Annotated in this window: 19 protein-coding genes; 14 read left to right on the top strand and 5 right to left on the bottom strand. The window is 63.4% G+C overall.

Translation table 11 applies throughout. The annotated features are described in order from the left end of the window. Together CT676_RS44940 and CT676_RS45780 are read left to right on the top strand one after the other, a co-directional pair. Nucleotides 1-362 (top strand): hypothetical protein (locus CT676_RS44940; protein WP_205124633.1); only part of this gene is annotated, 362 nt, incomplete at its 5' end. A gap of 561 nt (nucleotides 363-923) precedes the next feature. Further along, nucleotides 924-1139 carry a hypothetical protein gene (locus CT676_RS45780; RefSeq protein ID WP_244623494.1) on the top strand — a complete coding sequence of 72 codons (216 nt, stop codon included), beginning with the start codon at nucleotides 924-926 and terminating at the stop codon, nucleotides 1137-1139. Between the two features lie 180 nt (nucleotides 1140-1319). Here the strand turns inward: CT676_RS45780 and CT676_RS41360 are convergent, their stop codons facing one another. Together CT676_RS41360 and CT676_RS41355 are read right to left on the bottom strand one after the other, a co-directional pair. Beyond that, the gene (locus CT676_RS41360) at nucleotides 1320-1916 is read right to left on the bottom strand and encodes a type 1 glutamine amidotransferase domain-containing protein (RefSeq protein WP_205124632.1); all 597 of its coding nucleotides are present in this window, start codon (nucleotides 1914-1916) and stop codon (nucleotides 1320-1322) included. Between the two features lie 126 nt (nucleotides 1917-2042). Next, entirely contained in the window at nucleotides 2043-2840 is a 798-nt protein-coding gene (locus CT676_RS41355; protein ID WP_085399453.1) for an SDR family oxidoreductase, read from the bottom strand. 111 nt (nucleotides 2841-2951) lie between these two features. Between CT676_RS41355 and CT676_RS41350 the strand changes: the two genes are divergently transcribed. Next, nucleotides 2952-3932, top strand: a complete 981-nt coding sequence (locus CT676_RS41350; protein WP_085399452.1) for a GlxA family transcriptional regulator — start codon at nucleotides 2952-2954, stop codon at nucleotides 3930-3932. On the opposite strand, the gene CT676_RS41345 is transcribed toward CT676_RS41350, so the two are convergent. Then, on the bottom strand, nucleotides 3929-4837 hold the full coding sequence (locus CT676_RS41345; protein WP_085399451.1) for a LysR family transcriptional regulator: 909 nt from the start codon (nucleotides 4835-4837) through the stop codon (nucleotides 3929-3931). The genes CT676_RS41350 and CT676_RS41345 overlap by 4 nt on opposite strands. Nucleotides 4838-5163: 326 nt before the next feature. On the opposite strand from CT676_RS41345, the gene CT676_RS41340 reads away from it, so the two are divergent. From CT676_RS41340 to CT676_RS46360, 9 genes are all read left to right on the top strand, one after another. Further along, nucleotides 5164-5457, top strand: a complete 294-nt coding sequence (locus CT676_RS41340; protein ID WP_085399450.1) for a hypothetical protein — start codon at nucleotides 5164-5166, stop codon at nucleotides 5455-5457. An 88-nt stretch (nucleotides 5458-5545) separates the two neighbouring features. Then, nucleotides 5546-6832 carry a cytochrome c gene (locus CT676_RS41335; RefSeq protein WP_244623493.1) on the top strand — a complete coding sequence of 429 codons (1287 nt, stop codon included), beginning with the start codon at nucleotides 5546-5548 and terminating at the stop codon, nucleotides 6830-6832. 1 nt (nucleotide 6833) lies between these two features. Beyond that, nucleotides 6834-7310 carry a (2Fe-2S)-binding protein gene (locus CT676_RS41330; RefSeq protein ID WP_135217093.1) on the top strand — a complete coding sequence of 159 codons (477 nt, stop codon included), beginning with the start codon at nucleotides 6834-6836 and terminating at the stop codon, nucleotides 7308-7310. Beyond that, nucleotides 7303-9600, top strand: a complete 2298-nt coding sequence (locus CT676_RS41325) for a molybdopterin cofactor-binding domain-containing protein (protein ID WP_135217092.1) — start codon at nucleotides 7303-7305, stop codon at nucleotides 9598-9600. The genes CT676_RS41330 and CT676_RS41325 overlap by 8 nt, the downstream gene beginning before the upstream one ends. A gap of 20 nt (nucleotides 9601-9620) precedes the next feature. Then, on the top strand, nucleotides 9621-10064 hold the full coding sequence (locus CT676_RS41320; RefSeq protein ID WP_244623492.1) for a tautomerase family protein: 444 nt from the start codon (nucleotides 9621-9623) through the stop codon (nucleotides 10062-10064). A 40-nt stretch (nucleotides 10065-10104) separates the two neighbouring features. Next, the gene (locus CT676_RS41315) at nucleotides 10105-10518 is read left to right on the top strand and encodes a tautomerase (protein ID WP_085399447.1); all 414 of its coding nucleotides are present in this window, start codon (nucleotides 10105-10107) and stop codon (nucleotides 10516-10518) included. Between the two features lie 84 nt (nucleotides 10519-10602). Next, nucleotides 10603-10992 (top strand): tautomerase family protein, encoded by a 390-nt coding sequence (locus tag CT676_RS41310; RefSeq protein ID WP_085399446.1) that lies wholly within the window; start codon nucleotides 10603-10605, stop codon nucleotides 10990-10992. A 73-nt stretch (nucleotides 10993-11065) separates the two neighbouring features. Then, on the top strand, nucleotides 11066-11686 hold the full coding sequence (locus CT676_RS41305) for an oxidoreductase (protein WP_343287583.1): 621 nt from the start codon (nucleotides 11066-11068) through the stop codon (nucleotides 11684-11686). A gap of 17 nt (nucleotides 11687-11703) precedes the next feature. After that, nucleotides 11704-11886 (top strand): hypothetical protein, encoded by a 183-nt coding sequence (locus CT676_RS46360; protein ID WP_343287582.1) that lies wholly within the window; start codon nucleotides 11704-11706, stop codon nucleotides 11884-11886. A gap of 332 nt (nucleotides 11887-12218) precedes the next feature. On the opposite strand, the gene ligD is transcribed toward CT676_RS46360, so the two are convergent. Together ligD and CT676_RS41295 are read right to left on the bottom strand one after the other, a co-directional pair. Next, a complete protein-coding gene (gene ligD / locus CT676_RS41300) occupies nucleotides 12219-13139 on the bottom strand; it encodes a non-homologous end-joining DNA ligase (protein ID WP_085399445.1) in 921 nt (306 codons plus the stop codon). A gap of 2 nt (nucleotides 13140-13141) precedes the next feature. Further along, a complete protein-coding gene (locus tag CT676_RS41295; protein WP_085399444.1) occupies nucleotides 13142-13489 on the bottom strand; it encodes a hypothetical protein in 348 nt (115 codons plus the stop codon). Nucleotides 13490-13627: 138 nt separating this feature from the next. Here CT676_RS41295 and CT676_RS44615 point away from each other — a divergent pair, with 138 nt between their 5' ends. Together CT676_RS44615 and CT676_RS41290 are read left to right on the top strand one after the other, a co-directional pair. Next, complete coding sequence (locus tag CT676_RS44615; protein ID WP_244623491.1) at nucleotides 13628-13783, top strand: hypothetical protein; 156 nt, start codon at nucleotides 13628-13630, stop codon at nucleotides 13781-13783. Nucleotides 13784-14222: 439 nt separating this feature from the next. Further along, nucleotides 14223-14606: a DUF1236 domain-containing protein gene (locus CT676_RS41290; protein WP_135217091.1), complete on the top strand. Its 384-nt coding sequence runs from the start codon at nucleotides 14223-14225 to the stop codon at nucleotides 14604-14606. Nucleotides 14607-15261 lie beyond the last annotated feature (655 nt).

Below are 15261 nucleotides of genomic sequence, written 5' to 3'. Positions count from 1 at the left end.
CCGCGCGCATCGTGGCCCACGACATGGAACGAGTTTTTGCCGATATCGATGCCGATCACGGCGATCGCGGTATTGAGTGTCTGGGACATGGCGTGCTCCTTGTCTTGGCGCCCCTGGCCAGCTTATCGCTGGCGGGGCAGGAGCACGGCCGGACCATCCCATTAACGGAAATCGGGCGTCGCCTGATCGGATTCACAAAATCGCGCTCAATGTGGTTTGCGACAAGGTGCGTGGTTTGCTCCCTAAATCGCGCGGGCCGTTCGCCACATGGGGGCAAGCTGAAGAACCCGGTGTCGCCTTCGAAGGATGTGCAGAGGACTCAGTCGTTCAGAGATGAGCACGCGGCAATAGCCATCCTATGATCGTCTGATACGGATCGCGACGACTGCGGACGAATGCGTTATCGTTCTGCTGAGCGGCGGTCCTGGCGAATTCAGAAATCCCCTCCATAGACTGCCGTTTATCCTTCGGAAGCTTCGCCCATTGGCGAATGATCTTCCGGCGGGCTTCGCGTTGCTTTTCCCTTACGTCAGGCATCGGGACGCTCCTTGAAGAGGATTATTCCCGTCGACCTAGTATTGTTTGGGCTCACTAGAACTTCAACGTCCAATCAAGAACTCTTAGCCCCTCTGATCGTGCAGCGCTATACACGGGAGCGAGCCTCATATTGGCTTTGTAGGCCCGCCGCCCTAGAATTGCGGCGATCGCGGGACGAGCAAAATGCGGTACGTTTGCGACGCGCCGAAGGGTAAGACCTGGTTCCGTATCGAGACGGAAGGTGAAGCGGCGCATGAGTCGCGCCTGATGGGCCACACAGTCGAGAAATATTTCCGCTACGAGCGGGAGAAGGCCAGTCCTGGCGTCCGGAGCGGCCGGACGCGATCGAGCGCGACATTGGCCTCGAGGCCTATGTACAGCGAGAGATGCCGGTTTTCCTCACACTGCGCGACAGGGAGGGCAATGCCCTGGCTACAGCGATGCTGCCACCGGGTGGCAAGGACCGCGGCGGGTTCCGGATCATCATCGTTGCCGCATCCAATGCCGATCCTTATCCTGAGCAGGACGCGGCCATCGCTGCGCTGGGAGTGCATTTCGGCCTCACACTCGATCGCCGCCGCTGCTTCCCTTACGGCCGCTAAGAAGCCCGACAAGTATCGCCGCTTGATTGGAGCGATGTCGGCTCATGGCCCATCGCGTCGGTGGCGGGACGCAGCGACATGTCCGGAATCGGACGCAAACCGGTAGTCGTCGGTTGAGGGGCCAACCGACGCGATTGACCCATCTGAGACATCGGCGCGATGACCTTAACCCATGGATCATTATACTGATTGTGGTGGCTGCTGACGTCCGTCTCTGTGCTGCAACCGCCTACTTGAGGAGGCCGCCGTATGACCGCGCTTGTCGAGCGCCTCGACTTGCCCGCTGCGTTGCCACGCGCCCGCGGTCGGCGCGAAGAGCAGGCGCTCGAAGGCCCGAACGGACGGACGACCGGACTCGTGGAATCTGGTCAGGATCTTGCCGAGGTTCTTGTCCTTGAGCAGGTCGACCATCGGCGCATGACCGCCCGGGATAAACAGGCCGACATATCCGTTGGTGCCTTCCGAGACGACGGAAGCCAGTGTCTTCGGATGCTTCAGCTGCTCGAGCCCCTCGGCGTACTTCAGCGCCGCGGCCCGGGCGTCGTCGTCGCCGCCGAAGAACATCGCGTTGTTGGAGTTGACGTCCATCACGGGCAGGTCGCCCTTCGGATTGGCGATGACCGGCTCGTATCCGGCCTCGACCAGTTTGCGGTAGGGGACGACGAACTCGTTCAGATAGTAGCCGGTCTTGTAGGTCTTGCCGTCGTTCAAATCGAGCGCGTTGGCGCTGGACATCACGACGAGAACTTTGCCTTTGGTTTGTGCGGAAGCGGTCATTGGAGTCACCATTGTTAGGGCGAGCGCCAGCGCGCCGCCGAGTTTGCGGAAAAACATTTCGATTGCCTTAGTTTGGAGGGGACAGCGTTGGAGATGCGAGGTCCCCGGTTCGGTGGGAGAAGCCGGTCAGGCCACGTGGTAGCGTGCGGCGGGTTTGGGGTTGCGGAATTTGGGGGCCAGGTCGCGGCGTTCCTGCTCCCATCGGGTCCATGCCTCGCCTTCGTGAAGGCCGGGGATGGTTACCGTCTCACCTGCGTCGAGGCCGGCCAATGCCGCGTCGACAAGGTCCTCTGCTCGCATGGTGATCTCGGAGGACTTCTGCGGCGCGTAGCCAGCGACGTCCCAGAACTCGGTGGCGGTGGCGCCGGGCAGCACGGTCTGGACGCGAACGCCCTTATCGGCGAGATCCTTCTGCAGCGAATGACCGAAGCTCAGAACGTAGGACTTCGAGGCGCTGTAGACGCCGTTCAGGGCCTCGACCGCGATGCCGACCACCGACGAGATGTTGATGATCGTGCCCGTGCCGCGTTCGACGAACGCCGGCGCAGCCGCGTAGGTCAGGCGAGTGAGAGCGGTGATGTTGAGTTCGATCATCGCTTCCATCTTGTCGACGTTCGCCTGGAGGATCGAAGCGACCGAGCCGACGCCGGCATTGTTCACCAGCATGGTGATGCTAGGATCTTCATGGATGGCGGCTTCGACCTTCGCGATGCCGGTCTTGTCGCTGAGGTCGGCCTGCAGCGCGGTGATCTGGCGGCCGGTCTCCAACCGCAAACGCGCGGCCAACGTGTCGAGACGATCCTTGTTGCGGGCGACCAGGATCAGGTCGTAGCCGCGCTTGGCGAGGCGGTCGGCGTAGATGGCGCCGATGCCCGTCGATGCCCCGGTGATGAGGGCCACGCCTTTGGAGGAGGTGTTGGTCATGGGTGTTCTCCGTCTTTGATGCTCGGGATCGAGCGTGCAAATGGAGAATAGGGTTGCATCCCCAAGTCTCAAATGTCATACAAACGTAGATTTAGGACGTCGGAGGCCGCCATGCGTGACATCGCATTCCTCGTCTACCCCGGATATTCGCTGATGGCCCTCGCCGTCACGGCAGGCTTCGAAGTCGCGAATTCGATGGTCGATCCAAAGCCTTACGACCTCCACTTCGTCTCGGAGCGCGGTGGATCGGTCAAGACGTCGGCCGGCGTGACGCTTCAGACGGAGATGTTCACGGAAAAGCCGTTCGATACGCTCGTCGTCGGCGGCGCGACCTATCCGGAGCCATCTACGCCGGGTCTGATCGCCTTCGTGCGCGACGCTCCCAAACGTCACCGGCGCATCGCGGCGGTGTGTACCGGCGCTTTCGTGCTCGCCGAGGCCGGGCTTCTGAACGGTCGGCGCGCCACCACGCACTGGATGCACGCGCGTGATCTGCAGCGGGCCTACCCGTTGATGAAGATGGAGGAGGACCGCATCTTCATCAATGACGGCCCGATCTGGACGTCCGCCGGCATGACCGCCGGCGTCGACCTCGGGCTGGCGCTCATCGAGAACGACCTCGGTCCGGAGCTTGCGAAGTTGGTGGCGCGCAAGCTCGTCATCTATCATCGCCGCGGCGGCGGCCAATCGCAATTCTCCGCGCTGCTCGAACTGTCTCCGAAGTCGGACCGCATCCAGGCCGCGCTCACCTACGCGCGGGACAATCTGCACAAGCCCCTGACCGTCCCGGACCTGGCCGATGCGGCTCGCCTGAGCCCGCGGCAATTCAGCCGGGCATTCCACGCCGAGACGGGGCAATCACCCGCCAAGGCGATCGAGAATCTCCGGGTCGAGGGCGCGCGCAATCTGATGGAGCAGAGCCGGCACTCGATCGACGAGGTGGCCCGGCAAACCGGCTTCAGCGACCGCGACCACATGCGTCGCGCGTTCCTGCGCGCGTTCGGGCAACCGCCGCAGGTGCTCCGTCGCAACGCGCGGCTCGAGTCGATCGACATCCAGGACGAGGTCGACGATCGCGAGACTGCGGCTTAGACGCGCAACGCGTCGGACGGCTTCCACCTCAGCGCATCGATCAATGCCCGCAGGGCGGGCGTCACGTGCCTGCTCGGATAGTAGAGGTGCAGCCCCTGGAACGGGACGCACCAGTCGTCGAGGACCTGGACGAGCCGTCCGTCCGCCAGGTGCGGCGCTGCTTTCGGTTCGAGCATCAGTCCCAGTCCGGCACCGGCCAAGATCAACGTCGCCGCAAGGTCCGGATCGTCGAGGACGAGCTGGCCGCCGGCACGGGTACGGACTTCCTTTCCGTCACGCTCGAGCTTCCATGGGAAAAGTCCGCCACCCGTGACGAGGCGATAGAGGATGCAGTTGTGGCGATCCAGATCTGCCGGCGTTTGCGGGCGAGGATTCCGCTCGAAATAATCCGGGGAGCCGACGACGATTAGGCGCGTATCCGGACCTACGCGGACGGCGACCATGTCCTGGGCGACGTTGCCTCCCCACCGGATCCCAGCATCGAATCCGTCCCGGACCAGATCCATCAGGCGGCTGTCCACGCTGACCTCGACCGAGATCTTAGGATTTGCGAGCAGAAACTTCGGTAGCGCCGGCGCCAACACCGCCTGAGCGGCAAACTGGGACGCGGTGAGCCTGATGGCGCCGGAGGGATCGCCGCGCCATTCGCCCATGGCGGCAAGGCCGGTTTCGACTTCTTCGACGGCGGATTCGATGGAGCGCAGCAACCGCTCGCCGGCCAGCGTGGCGGCGACGCTGCGCGTCGTGCGCGCCAGTAGCCGGACCCCCAAGCGCGTCTCGAGCCCCTTCATCATGTGACTCAAGGCGGACGGCGAAACGCCAAGCTCGGCTGCTGCGCGGGTGAAGCTGCGAGCCCGGGCGATGGTCCCGTACGCCACGAGGTCGTCGAGTTCGCCCCGCTTCATTGATGAACCCAATTCAAAAGCCCTTGCGGCTTCGGGGTTATAATCTACCGCTTCCGGCACTACTACCTCTATCAAAACGCCAATTGATGAACCGTACACACCAACGAAGGCTTTGCGGGGGCCAGCCTTTTCGAGACCGCGGGGAAGGGAAGCCATGATCGAGGCCTGACGGCATGTCCTAAACTGTCGTTTATTAGACATTTGAGGCGGCGACGGAGAGGCCTACTCGTAGGTGCGCGGCCGGAGCGGCCAAGACACCGGGCCCACTTCCGGCACTGGCCCCGCTTTCATCCGGGCCGCACTCGCAACGCGAAAGGACGACGCACATGCAGTTGATGGTCCTCTTCAGCCTGAATCCCGAAAAGGCACAGACACCTCCTCCGCACGAGCTTCTGGAGGCCGAGTTCGAGGCGGTCCGCGGCCTCTACATGGAGAACCTGATCCGGCAGGTATGGCTGCGAAGCGACGGCAGCGGGGCGTTCGCGATCGTCGAGGCGAACTCGGTCGACGACGCTGCCGAAAAGCTCGGCCGACTGCCGATGGTCCGCGCGGGCGTCCTGCAGGCTCCCGTCATCGTGCCGCTGTCCCCCTATTGGGGTTTCGCCCCTCGCGCCAACTAGAACGTCGGAGAGCATGATCGTGCCGACTTCCAATTCGTCGCACTCGCAGCCCAATAAGCGAGCGAACGCCAGGGAGCTCCGCCGGTGGGTGCTGCGTGCGACCGCTTTGGGCGTGGCCGGCCTGTTCGGATTCGCCGCATTCGCCTGGCGGCCGACGATACCGGAAATCGCGACGCCGCCTTCGTTGAGCTTCAGTGCCGGCGTGGTGTCGCGCGGAGCGATGCTGTCCTCCGCGGGATATTGCGCGACATGCCACAGCGTGAAGGGTGGACAACCGTTCGCCGGCGGCTACGCCATGAAGAGCACGTTCGGAACGCTCTATTCGACCAACATCACGCCGGACCGCGAGACGGGGATCGGCGCCTGGTCGAAGGAGGCCTTCCGCCGCGCCGTGCACGAAGGCATCGCCCGGGACGGCTCGCATCTCTTTCCGGGCTTTCCCTACGACCACTTCACGAAGGTTTCCGACGACGATGTCGATGCGATCTACGCTTTCTTGATGACGCAGCCCGCGGTCCACGCGCCGGCGCGCCCGAACGAACTTCTGTTTCCGCTCGGAATCCGCGCGCTGCAGGCCGGTTGGAAGCTGCTGTTCTTCCGGTCGGGCAGGTTCGAGCCTTCTCCGGATCACGACGCGAAGTGGAATCGAGGCGCATACATCGCCGAAGCCCTGAGCCACTGCTCGGCCTGCCATACGCCGCGCAATCCGCTCGGCGCCGAACGGAGCGGGCCCGCGCGCTACGCGGGCGCTGCGGTGGACGGCTGGTTCGCGCCGGCGCTCACGGCCGCGAACCCGTCCCCCGTGCCTTGGATTGCGGACGAACTGCGCGCCTACCTGTTCGAGGGTCTCAGCCGCTTCCACGGCACGCCCTCGGGTCCGATGTCGCCGGCCGCGCACGGGCTTGCCGCCTTGTCCGCGGACGACCGCGAGGCGCTCGTGACTTACGTCGCCTCCGTCGGCGGCGATGCCGCGCGATCTCAAACTGCCGCAGCAGCCGTGACCAAGGCCCTGCAGGCCGATGCGACCAGCACTGGTCGTCAGATCGATCCCGATGCCCGGTTCTATGCCGCAGCTTGCGCGTCCTGCCACTACAACGGTTCAGTGGGCATCAACGCGAGCCGCCCCGATCTTGCGCTCAACAGCGCCGTCCATCTTGCCGATCCCGCCAACCTGATCCGGGTGATCCTGTTCGGGATCGACGCATCCGAAGGTGCGAGCGGGCTGGTGATGCCGGCCTTCGGCTCGGGCTTCAGCGACGCAGAGGTTGCCCGGATCGCCGCTTATCTCCGCCGCACCCGCACCAACGAGCCGCCGTGGCCGCACCTCGAGAAGACCGTCGGTGAAATCCGCGCGCAAGGAAAAGGAGAGGGATGACATGCCCACGAATTTCCGGATCAACGGACGTTCTGTCAGCGCCGGCGAGGAGACCGATACGCCTCTCCTCTGGGTCATCCGCGACGAGCTTGGGCTGAAGGGCACGAAGTTCGGATGCGGGATAGGTATGTGCGGCGCCTGCACCGTCCATGTCGCCGGACGGCCGACGCGCTCCTGCATCACTCCGATCGGTGCCGTCGAGGGAGCGGAGATCACGACGATCGAGGGCCTGCATCCGCAAGGCGATCACCCGGTGCAGCAGGCCTGGCGCGATCTGCAGGTGCCGCAATGCGGCTACTGCCAGTCGGGACAGATCATGCAGGCGGCCACGCTGCTGAAGGACTTTCCGGCGCCTACCGACGCGGACATCGACGCAGTGATGTCGGGCAACCTGTGCCGCTGCATGACGTATCCCCGCATCCGTGCGGCGATCAAGGCGGCCGCAGCCATGTCCGTCGGGAGTGCGGACCATGAATAGGCCGCTGCGCCCGAACGAAGAACTGATGCTCTCGCGCAGGTCGTTCCTGGTTTCGAGCATTGCGGCCGCTGCGACATTCGGATTCGCATCTCCGGTTGGCGCAGCCAATTTTCTTCCCCTACCGGATCCCCTCAATGAAACGAGCGGCCCGCTGTTCGAACCCACCATCTGGTTCAGCATCGACCCAAATGGCGTCACGTCGATCAACATCGCCAAGGCCGAAATGGGCCAGCACATCGGGACGGCGCTCGCGCGCATCCTTGCCGACGAGCTCGAGGCGGACTGGAGCCAGGTGCGGCTCGTCAGCGTGGATACCGACCCGCAGTGGGGCCCCATGGTCACCGGCGGCAGCACCTCGGTGTGGTCCACGTATCCGGACTTCAGCCGGGCCGGAGCGGCGGGCCGCGCGACCCTCATCGAAGAAGGCGCCAAGCTGCTCGGTGTCACTCCTCAGGATTGCGTCGCGCGGCAGGGCCGCGTCGAGGCCGGCGATCGCTCGATCGGGTACGGCGAGATCGTACGTCAAGGTGACCTGTCCAGGCGATTTAGCGCCGACGAACTCAAGGCGCTGAAGATCAAGACCCCCGACAAGCGCACGCTGATCGGGAGGTCGACGCGCGCGCTCGACATCCCGCCCAAGACCAAGGGCGAGGCCGTCTACGGCATCGACGCCGAGGTCGAGAACATGGTCTTCGCGCGGCCGAAACTGCCGCCGACGCGTTATGGCTCCAAGGTTCTTTCGATCGACGACAGCGCCGCGCGCAAGGTGAAGGGCTATATTCGGAGCGTCGCGCTCGAGGATCCGTCCGGCACGGTCCCGGGCTGGGTCATGGTGATCGCCGAGACCTATCCTGCGGCGGTGCGGGCCACCGACCTGGTGCAGGTCGCCTGGCAGAACGACGAGACTTCCCAGGTTTCCGACAAGGATCTCGACGCGCATGCGACCAGGCTCATCGCCGATCCGGCGGCCGGCGCGGTCCTCGACACCGGAGGGGGCGACGTCGGCTCCGCCTTCGGTGAGGCCAAGTCGACCGTAGAGGCGACCTACACGACCGCGGGCGTGCTCCATTTCCAACTCGAACCGGTCAACGCGCTGGCGTTCGAGAAGGACGGAGTGATGGAGATCCACACCGGCAACCAGGCGCAGAGCTTCATTCTGCCCGTGCTCTCCAAGGCGCTAGGACTGCCGCCCGAAAAGATCGTCATGCGGACCTATCTCATCGGCGGCGGGTTCGGGCGTCGGTTGAACGGCGACTACAGCGTCCCGGCAGCCTTGGCCGCCAAGGCTGTTGGCCGGCCGGTGAAGATGATCCTGACGCGCTCCGATGATTCCGTGCTCGACTCGATCCGCTCGCCGACCGTGCAGACGTTGAAGATCGGCTTCGACACCGACCGCAGACCGGTCGCGATGGATCACGTGGCCGTCGCGGGCTGGCCGACCAAGGCGATGTTCCCGGTCGGGCTCGTCAAGGGCGCGAACGGCGCGCTCTACGATCCGTTCTCGATCGCGGGCGCCGACCATTGGTACGACGTCGGCGTGCTCCGCGTGCGCGCGATCAACAACGACTTTGCGCAGAAGAGCTTCCGCCCCGGATGGCTGCGTGCGGTGGCGCCGGGCTGGACCAACTGGGCGCTCGAATCCTTCATGGACGAGGCCGCCCGAAGCATCGGCCAGGATCCGCTCCTCTTCCGTCTCGCGCGCCTAACAGGTCGGGGCATCAACGCGGGGTCGGCGCCGAATGCGGTCGGTGGCGCGAACCGGCAGGCGAACGTGCTGCGGCGGGTCGCCGAGCGCGCCGGGTGGGGACGCTCGCTGCCCGCAAACACCGGACTGGGGCTTGCGAGCTCGTTCGGACAGGAGCGTGGAATGCCGACCTGGTGCGCCTGCGCCGCCGAGGTCGAGGTGGACAGAAGGGCGGGCGTCGTCGCGGAGCGCAAACTGTGGCTCGACATCGACGCCGGCACGATCATCGATCCGGACGGCGCGCGTGCGCAGGCCGAAGGCGCAATGCTCTGGGGCCTCAGCATGGCGCTGCACGAAGGGACGGACTTCGCGAACGGCAAGGTCCGCGACACCAACCTCGACACCTACACGCCGGTGCGCATCAGCGACGTGCCCGAATTCGACATCGCTTTCGTCGACAGCGTCGAGGCGCCGATGGGCCTCGGAGAACCGCCGACCACGGTCGTCGCGCCGGCGATCGGAAACGCGATCTTCGCCGCCACGGGCATCCGTCTCCGACGCCTCCCGATCAGACCCGGCGATCTGCTCGCCGCCGCCCGCACCTAGCTCACACGAAGGAGATGCCCATGCCGACGTATGTGTGCGCCGTTCCTCCGAAACTCCTGAGCGACGAGCAGAAGGACCGGATAGCGATCGCGATCGGCCAGCGCCATAGCGAAGCGACGGGCGCGCCGTCCTACTTCGCTCAGGTCGTCATCGAGGAAAACACGTCGGTCAGACGCTACCTGGGCGGCGAACCGTCCGACGGCCACATCTGGATCCGCGGCGATGTCCGGGCCGGCCGGTCCGAGGACGTGCGTCGAGGGCTCATCGTTGACATCGCGCGCGACGTCAGCGCCATCGCGAACATTCCGCAGGAATCGGTCTGGGTCTACCTCTGCAACCTCGAGCCTTCGGACATGGTCGAGTACGGGCACGTCCTGCCGCCGCCCGGCAAGGAGCAGGAATGGTTCGAGGGCCTTCCTGCGCCGCTGCAGTCATATCTGAAGGGGCTCGCCGCGAAGCGGTAGACCTCCGTCGCATTTGAACTCAAGCCTGAAGGATTTCGAAATGCCCTACCTGCAGTTGGACACTCCGTTCAAGCATTCGGTCGACCAGAAGCGTCGCCTCGCCAAGCGCATGGGCGAGATCTACGCCGACGTGATGAGCGCGAACATCAATCGGATTAGCATCGCCATCCGCGAGCTCGGAGAGGGCGGCCTGTGGCGATGCGGGCCGGGCGACCCTCGGCCGGCGGCGCTGCTGATGTGCGACATCCGCCAGGGTCGCGAGAAGGAGGTCCGCGCGGAGCTCGCCCGCCAGTTGGTGGCGGCGTGCATCGAGATCTGCGGGCTCGACGAGACGACGATCAACGTCGAGTTCACTCAGCACGCGGGCGACGAGATGTACCACACGATGTACGGAGGCCTTAGCGACGACTGGCAGGCGGGAAAGACCGACACGCTGAACGGTCACGTCCCGTAGCGAGCGCTTCCCGAATGTCGTCATCCGCCCCGTCAGCGACGATGCACGGGAAATCATTCCACCCACCGAACAAGGAGTTTGAAAATGCCCCTCGCAAGAATAGACGTCGACGCTTCGATTTCCCAGGAAGTGCGCCGGAAGCTCAGCGACATCGTCTACGACGCGATGACGACCATCGCGAAGGTCCCTGTCCACGACAAGTTCATGATCGTCTCGACACATGCGCCGGGCGACCTGGTCTACCCGAAGGAAGGCTACCTCGGCATCGACTACACTCCCGGGATCGTATTCATCCAGATCACATGGAATGCCGGTCGGACCACCGACGTGAAGAAAGCCTTCTATCGCAAGGTCGCGGACGACATCCAAGAGAAGACGGGCATCCGCAAGCAGGACGTCTTCATCAACCTGGTCGACGTGTCTCCGGAAAACTGGTCGTTCGGCAACGGCGAGATGCAGTACGCCCCCAAGTGACGGGCGACGGCGGCTCGTTCGCCGAGCGTCGTCGATCGGCCTGAAAAACTGACCAGCCAAGGATGGACGACAGATGAGCATCGAGGACAGACGCGTAGCTCTCGTCACCGGCGCGTCTTCGGGAATGGGCAAGGACATCGCCCTGAGGCTCGTTTCGGCGGGCTACGTCGTCTACGGCGCGGCACGTCGCGTCGAGCGCATGAAGGACATCGAGGCGGCCGGCGGCACGGCCCTTTCGGTCGACGTCTCCGACGACGCCACAATGGTTGCCGCCGTCGACCGTATCGTCGCCGAGCGAGGAAGGATCGATGTCCTGATCAACAACGCCGGCTACGGTCAGTTCGGCGCGTTGGAGGACGTACCGATCGACGTCGGCCGCCGCCAGATGGAGGTGAATCTGATCGGGGTGGCCCGCATGACGCAACTATGCCTGCCTCACATGCGCGCGCGGAAGTCAGGGAAGATCGTCAACATCTCCTCGACCGGCGGAAAGGTCGCGTCTCCGCTCGGCGGCTGGTACCACGCCTCCAAGTTCGCGCTCGAGGGATATTCCGATACGTTGCGGTACGAAGTCCGTCCGTTCGGCATCGACGTCGTCGTCATCGAGCCGGGCGGCATAGAGACCGAATGGGGGGCATCGCTGCGGAAGAAGCGGAACGTTACTCCGGCAACGGAGCGTATGCCGACCTGGTGATCAAGATGCAGAGGGTCATGACCGGGCTGGGCAAGATTCCTTCCCCGCGCGTCGTCAGCGACCTGATCCTGCGGGCGATCGAGGCCAAGCGCCCGCGGACGCGATATCATGCCGGCAGGCTCGCCGGCCCGATTCTATTCATGCGGCGCTGGCTGCCGGACCGCGCGCTGGATCGGCTTATCATGTCGGCTCTGCGCTGACTGATGAGGCGCTTCATGACGCGGGTTGGTCGAGCGCCAGCGTTCCTCGTAAAACACTTTGCAAGCGGTCTACCGCCGAATTTAATGTGGCAACTTATCATTGTGAGCGCGCGGACGCACGGAAAGCGGAGGGTTGCTTTAGTGCGCTTGACAAGCCGCGCGCTCGCGGCCCGGCGTCCCGGCTCCTGTCCCAGGCCTCCCGGACGCTCGGGGCCGTCGCGCGCTGCGTCAGCGATTGAGCAGTGCGGGGACCATCAATGCTAGTGTAGTCATGCCAGCAGGATAATTAGCAGATAAACATTTGCTCGTCTCCAGGGCAGGCGTACAATGCTCTAAAGATCCTCGCGCAGCCCCTTGAAGAACGGATGCCTCACCTTTCCCTCAGCTGATTTGGCGCGGTACTCGATCTCCGCCAGCAGCTTCGGTTCGACCCAGATGCCTTTGTGCGCTATCCGCTTCGCGTAAGGCTGGGTCTTCCGGACAAGCGATTGAAGCTTCTTTCGCAGCTCGGCGGCCGATGTCTTGTCGAAGCGGTGATCGACCTTGCCGGCATAAACCAGATCCTCGCCCTTGCGCCGACCAAGATAAATGCCGTCCCATTTGCCCTCGTCGAGCGCGTAGCCGGCGATTGTCAAGGTCTCGCGCTGTGCGCAGGTTTTCTTCACCCAATTATTACTGCGACCCACCGGGTACACGCTGTCGCGCACCTTGGAGACTGCGCCTTCGAGTCCGACCTTGCAGGCGTGCGCAAACATCTCGCGCCCGTCGATCTCGAAACTCTCGCTGAACTGGACGTTGGTGTCGGTGATGATCTTCTTCAGCGCAGCCTTGCGCTGGAGCAGGGGGACTTTCCGTAGATCGCGGCCGTTGAGATAAAGCAGATCGAAGGCGACGAGCACGATCTTGGTTGAGGTGCCCTTTAGCTCATTCTGCAAGACCGAGAAATCGGTGCTGCCATCGGCGGCCGGCACCACGACCTCGCCGTCGATGATGGCCGAGTTCGCCTTGATGTGCCAGGCGTCTTCGGCGACCTTCTTGAAGCGGCGGGTCCAATCGTGACCCCGCCGAGTGAAAACCTTCACTGCTTCGTTGGCGAGATGCACCTGAACACGATAGCCGTCGAATTTGATTTCATGGATCCATCGCTCGCCGGATGGGACGCGATCGATTGAGGATGCCAGTGCGGGCTCAATGAAGCCGGGAAAGGGTGCCTTGACGCCCAGCGCTTCCGGCTTTTTCCGCTGGAAGGCCATCGCTACACCAGGCAAAGATTGAATTGCTGCAGATCTTGTGGTGAGTAGCGATCCACAAACTCCTGCAGGTACGACGGCACGTCGCTCAGTTGCAGATTGCAACGACGCTGGATCTCGCGGGCGATGGCCCCGGAAACATCTTCCGACCACCGCTCTGCCGGGTTAAAGGCGACAATCCGTATCGGCTTGCGATATTCTCCGGCAAGCAGATCCTGGATGACGGCTTCCACCGCGCTCTCCAAGTCTACTTCGCACCAGGCGCTGCCATTGCGGCCGGAGTTGTCCGCAACCAGGTAGACAGTCTCGTCACTGTTCGGGGCGATCGACAAAAGCCATCGGAATTGACGCATAAGCAACTCACGCAACGGAACCGGGATTCAATTTGACGAGGGCCGATTCGTTCCTCAAGCTAGGAAGCAAGACGGGTCCGGTTTGGCGACAATGCGCGCAAGGGTGCGGTCAAGAAGCGTTCGCAGACAAAGACGACGTTGGGCGGAGCTTCCGCTTTCACCAAGCGCGACAGGACGTCCGGCGAGTTCATGGGCGTCAAGAAGCCCGCGAAGGGCAAGAAGGCCGCAAAGAAATTCAAGGGCGTGCGGCTTGAGAAGAAAGCTACCAAAAAGAAGAAGGCAAAGAAGAGATAGGCGGCTCTTCACGTGCGCCAAGTTCTGGACGTTCGCTTAAGCCTGATTTCTACAAAGCCCTTCAGAATACTGCGAGCGGACAGCGAGTTGCCGGGAGGAATCACCCGAACCCATCCTTCTTCAGGATTTGCCGCAGTGTATTCGATTGCTCCGCGTCGTTCAAGAAAACGCGGATTTCGAATCCGTCGAGCAAAAGATTGCAATAATTGCGATAGCCTTCTTCGTCGCAACTTCTTGCAACGGGCCCATGAAACTGCGGCTTTCCAATCAAGAGCTACCCGTCTTAGCAACGTATGCCTGACAGCAACGCTGCGCCGCCGCGGCCTGAACTGTTACGCAGTAACATTCTCCAGACGCGCGCCTTTCATCACGGAGGAACCGGAACAATGCTCTGGCCCAGCGGTTGACGGCGCATCAACAACCACTGGAGAGAGTGGACATGAAAGGTCTTGCGATTTCATTGGCTGCTGTGTCGCTGCTGGCGGCGTCGAGTGTAGCCTTTGCCCAGTCGACGACCGAACAGGGCGCTAGGGACGGCGCGCGTGCGGGCGGCGACGTCGGTGGCCCGGTCGGCGCGATGGTCGGCGGCACCGTCGGTGCGGCCGTTGGCGCCGGCCTCGAAATTCCGAATGCCGTGCTCGGCGGAATTCCGCGCGACGACTCCGTCGTGATCCACGAGCGCGTCGTCGTCGGCGAGCCCTTGCCCCCGACCGTGGTCTTGCGCCCGGTGCCGAACTACACCGAGTATCGCTACGCGGTCGTGAACGACCGCCGTGTCATCGTCGAACCGCGCACGCGGCGGGTCGTGAAAATCATCGACTGATCGGTTAAGGCGTGTAGGCTTTTAAGAGCCAAGGCCTCGCGGAGCGTCACTCCGCGGGGCCTTAGTTCGTCATAGCCGAATTGGCGCGAACCGCCGGTGCGGTTGGGAGATCAGTCGTTGCGAGAAGGCCGGCAGGCAACTGTGGCGGGCTTCTCGTACTCGAGGCCGCCGAGCCGGGTGTACAATAATGGCGGAGAGACGGCCCCGGCTGCAGGGGGTCAAGGGGGTAGGCCGAGGCCGCTCCGCCAGCTCTGCCGGCGAGCCAGCGACGACTCAAGTAATTGCCCGGGCTCGTCGTTCCTATTGGGACCATCATTCCAAAAATGGGCACTGGCTTGTGTCCGACCTTAGGCGCTGGCCGTACTTCACGGACGCTGTTCGTATTTCAACTTCGGTGTCCCAAGTGGATCCCGATTTGCCAACTGTTCCCGACCGCGGTTACTACCTTTTAGTTGATCGGGGATATACGGGGGGACCACTTCCGTTTACCCGATGCCCGCAGAAAAACAGCAAGAAGACCGAAGGGTCACCTTCGAGCATCCGTTGCCCGCGCAAATGATGGCCATCGACGGCACGTGGCGTCGCGCGTGCACGCTTAAGGAGGTCTCAGATGTCGGAGCAACACTTCAAGTTGAGACCTCGATTGAGGGGCTGA

The organism is Bradyrhizobium sp. MOS001, assembly GCF_004634465.1.
Classification (GTDB): domain Bacteria; phylum Pseudomonadota; class Alphaproteobacteria; order Rhizobiales; family Xanthobacteraceae; genus Bradyrhizobium; species Bradyrhizobium barranii.
The sequence above is the reverse complement of the archived record's forward strand: the minus strand, read 5'-3'. Positions and strand labels throughout refer to the sequence as shown.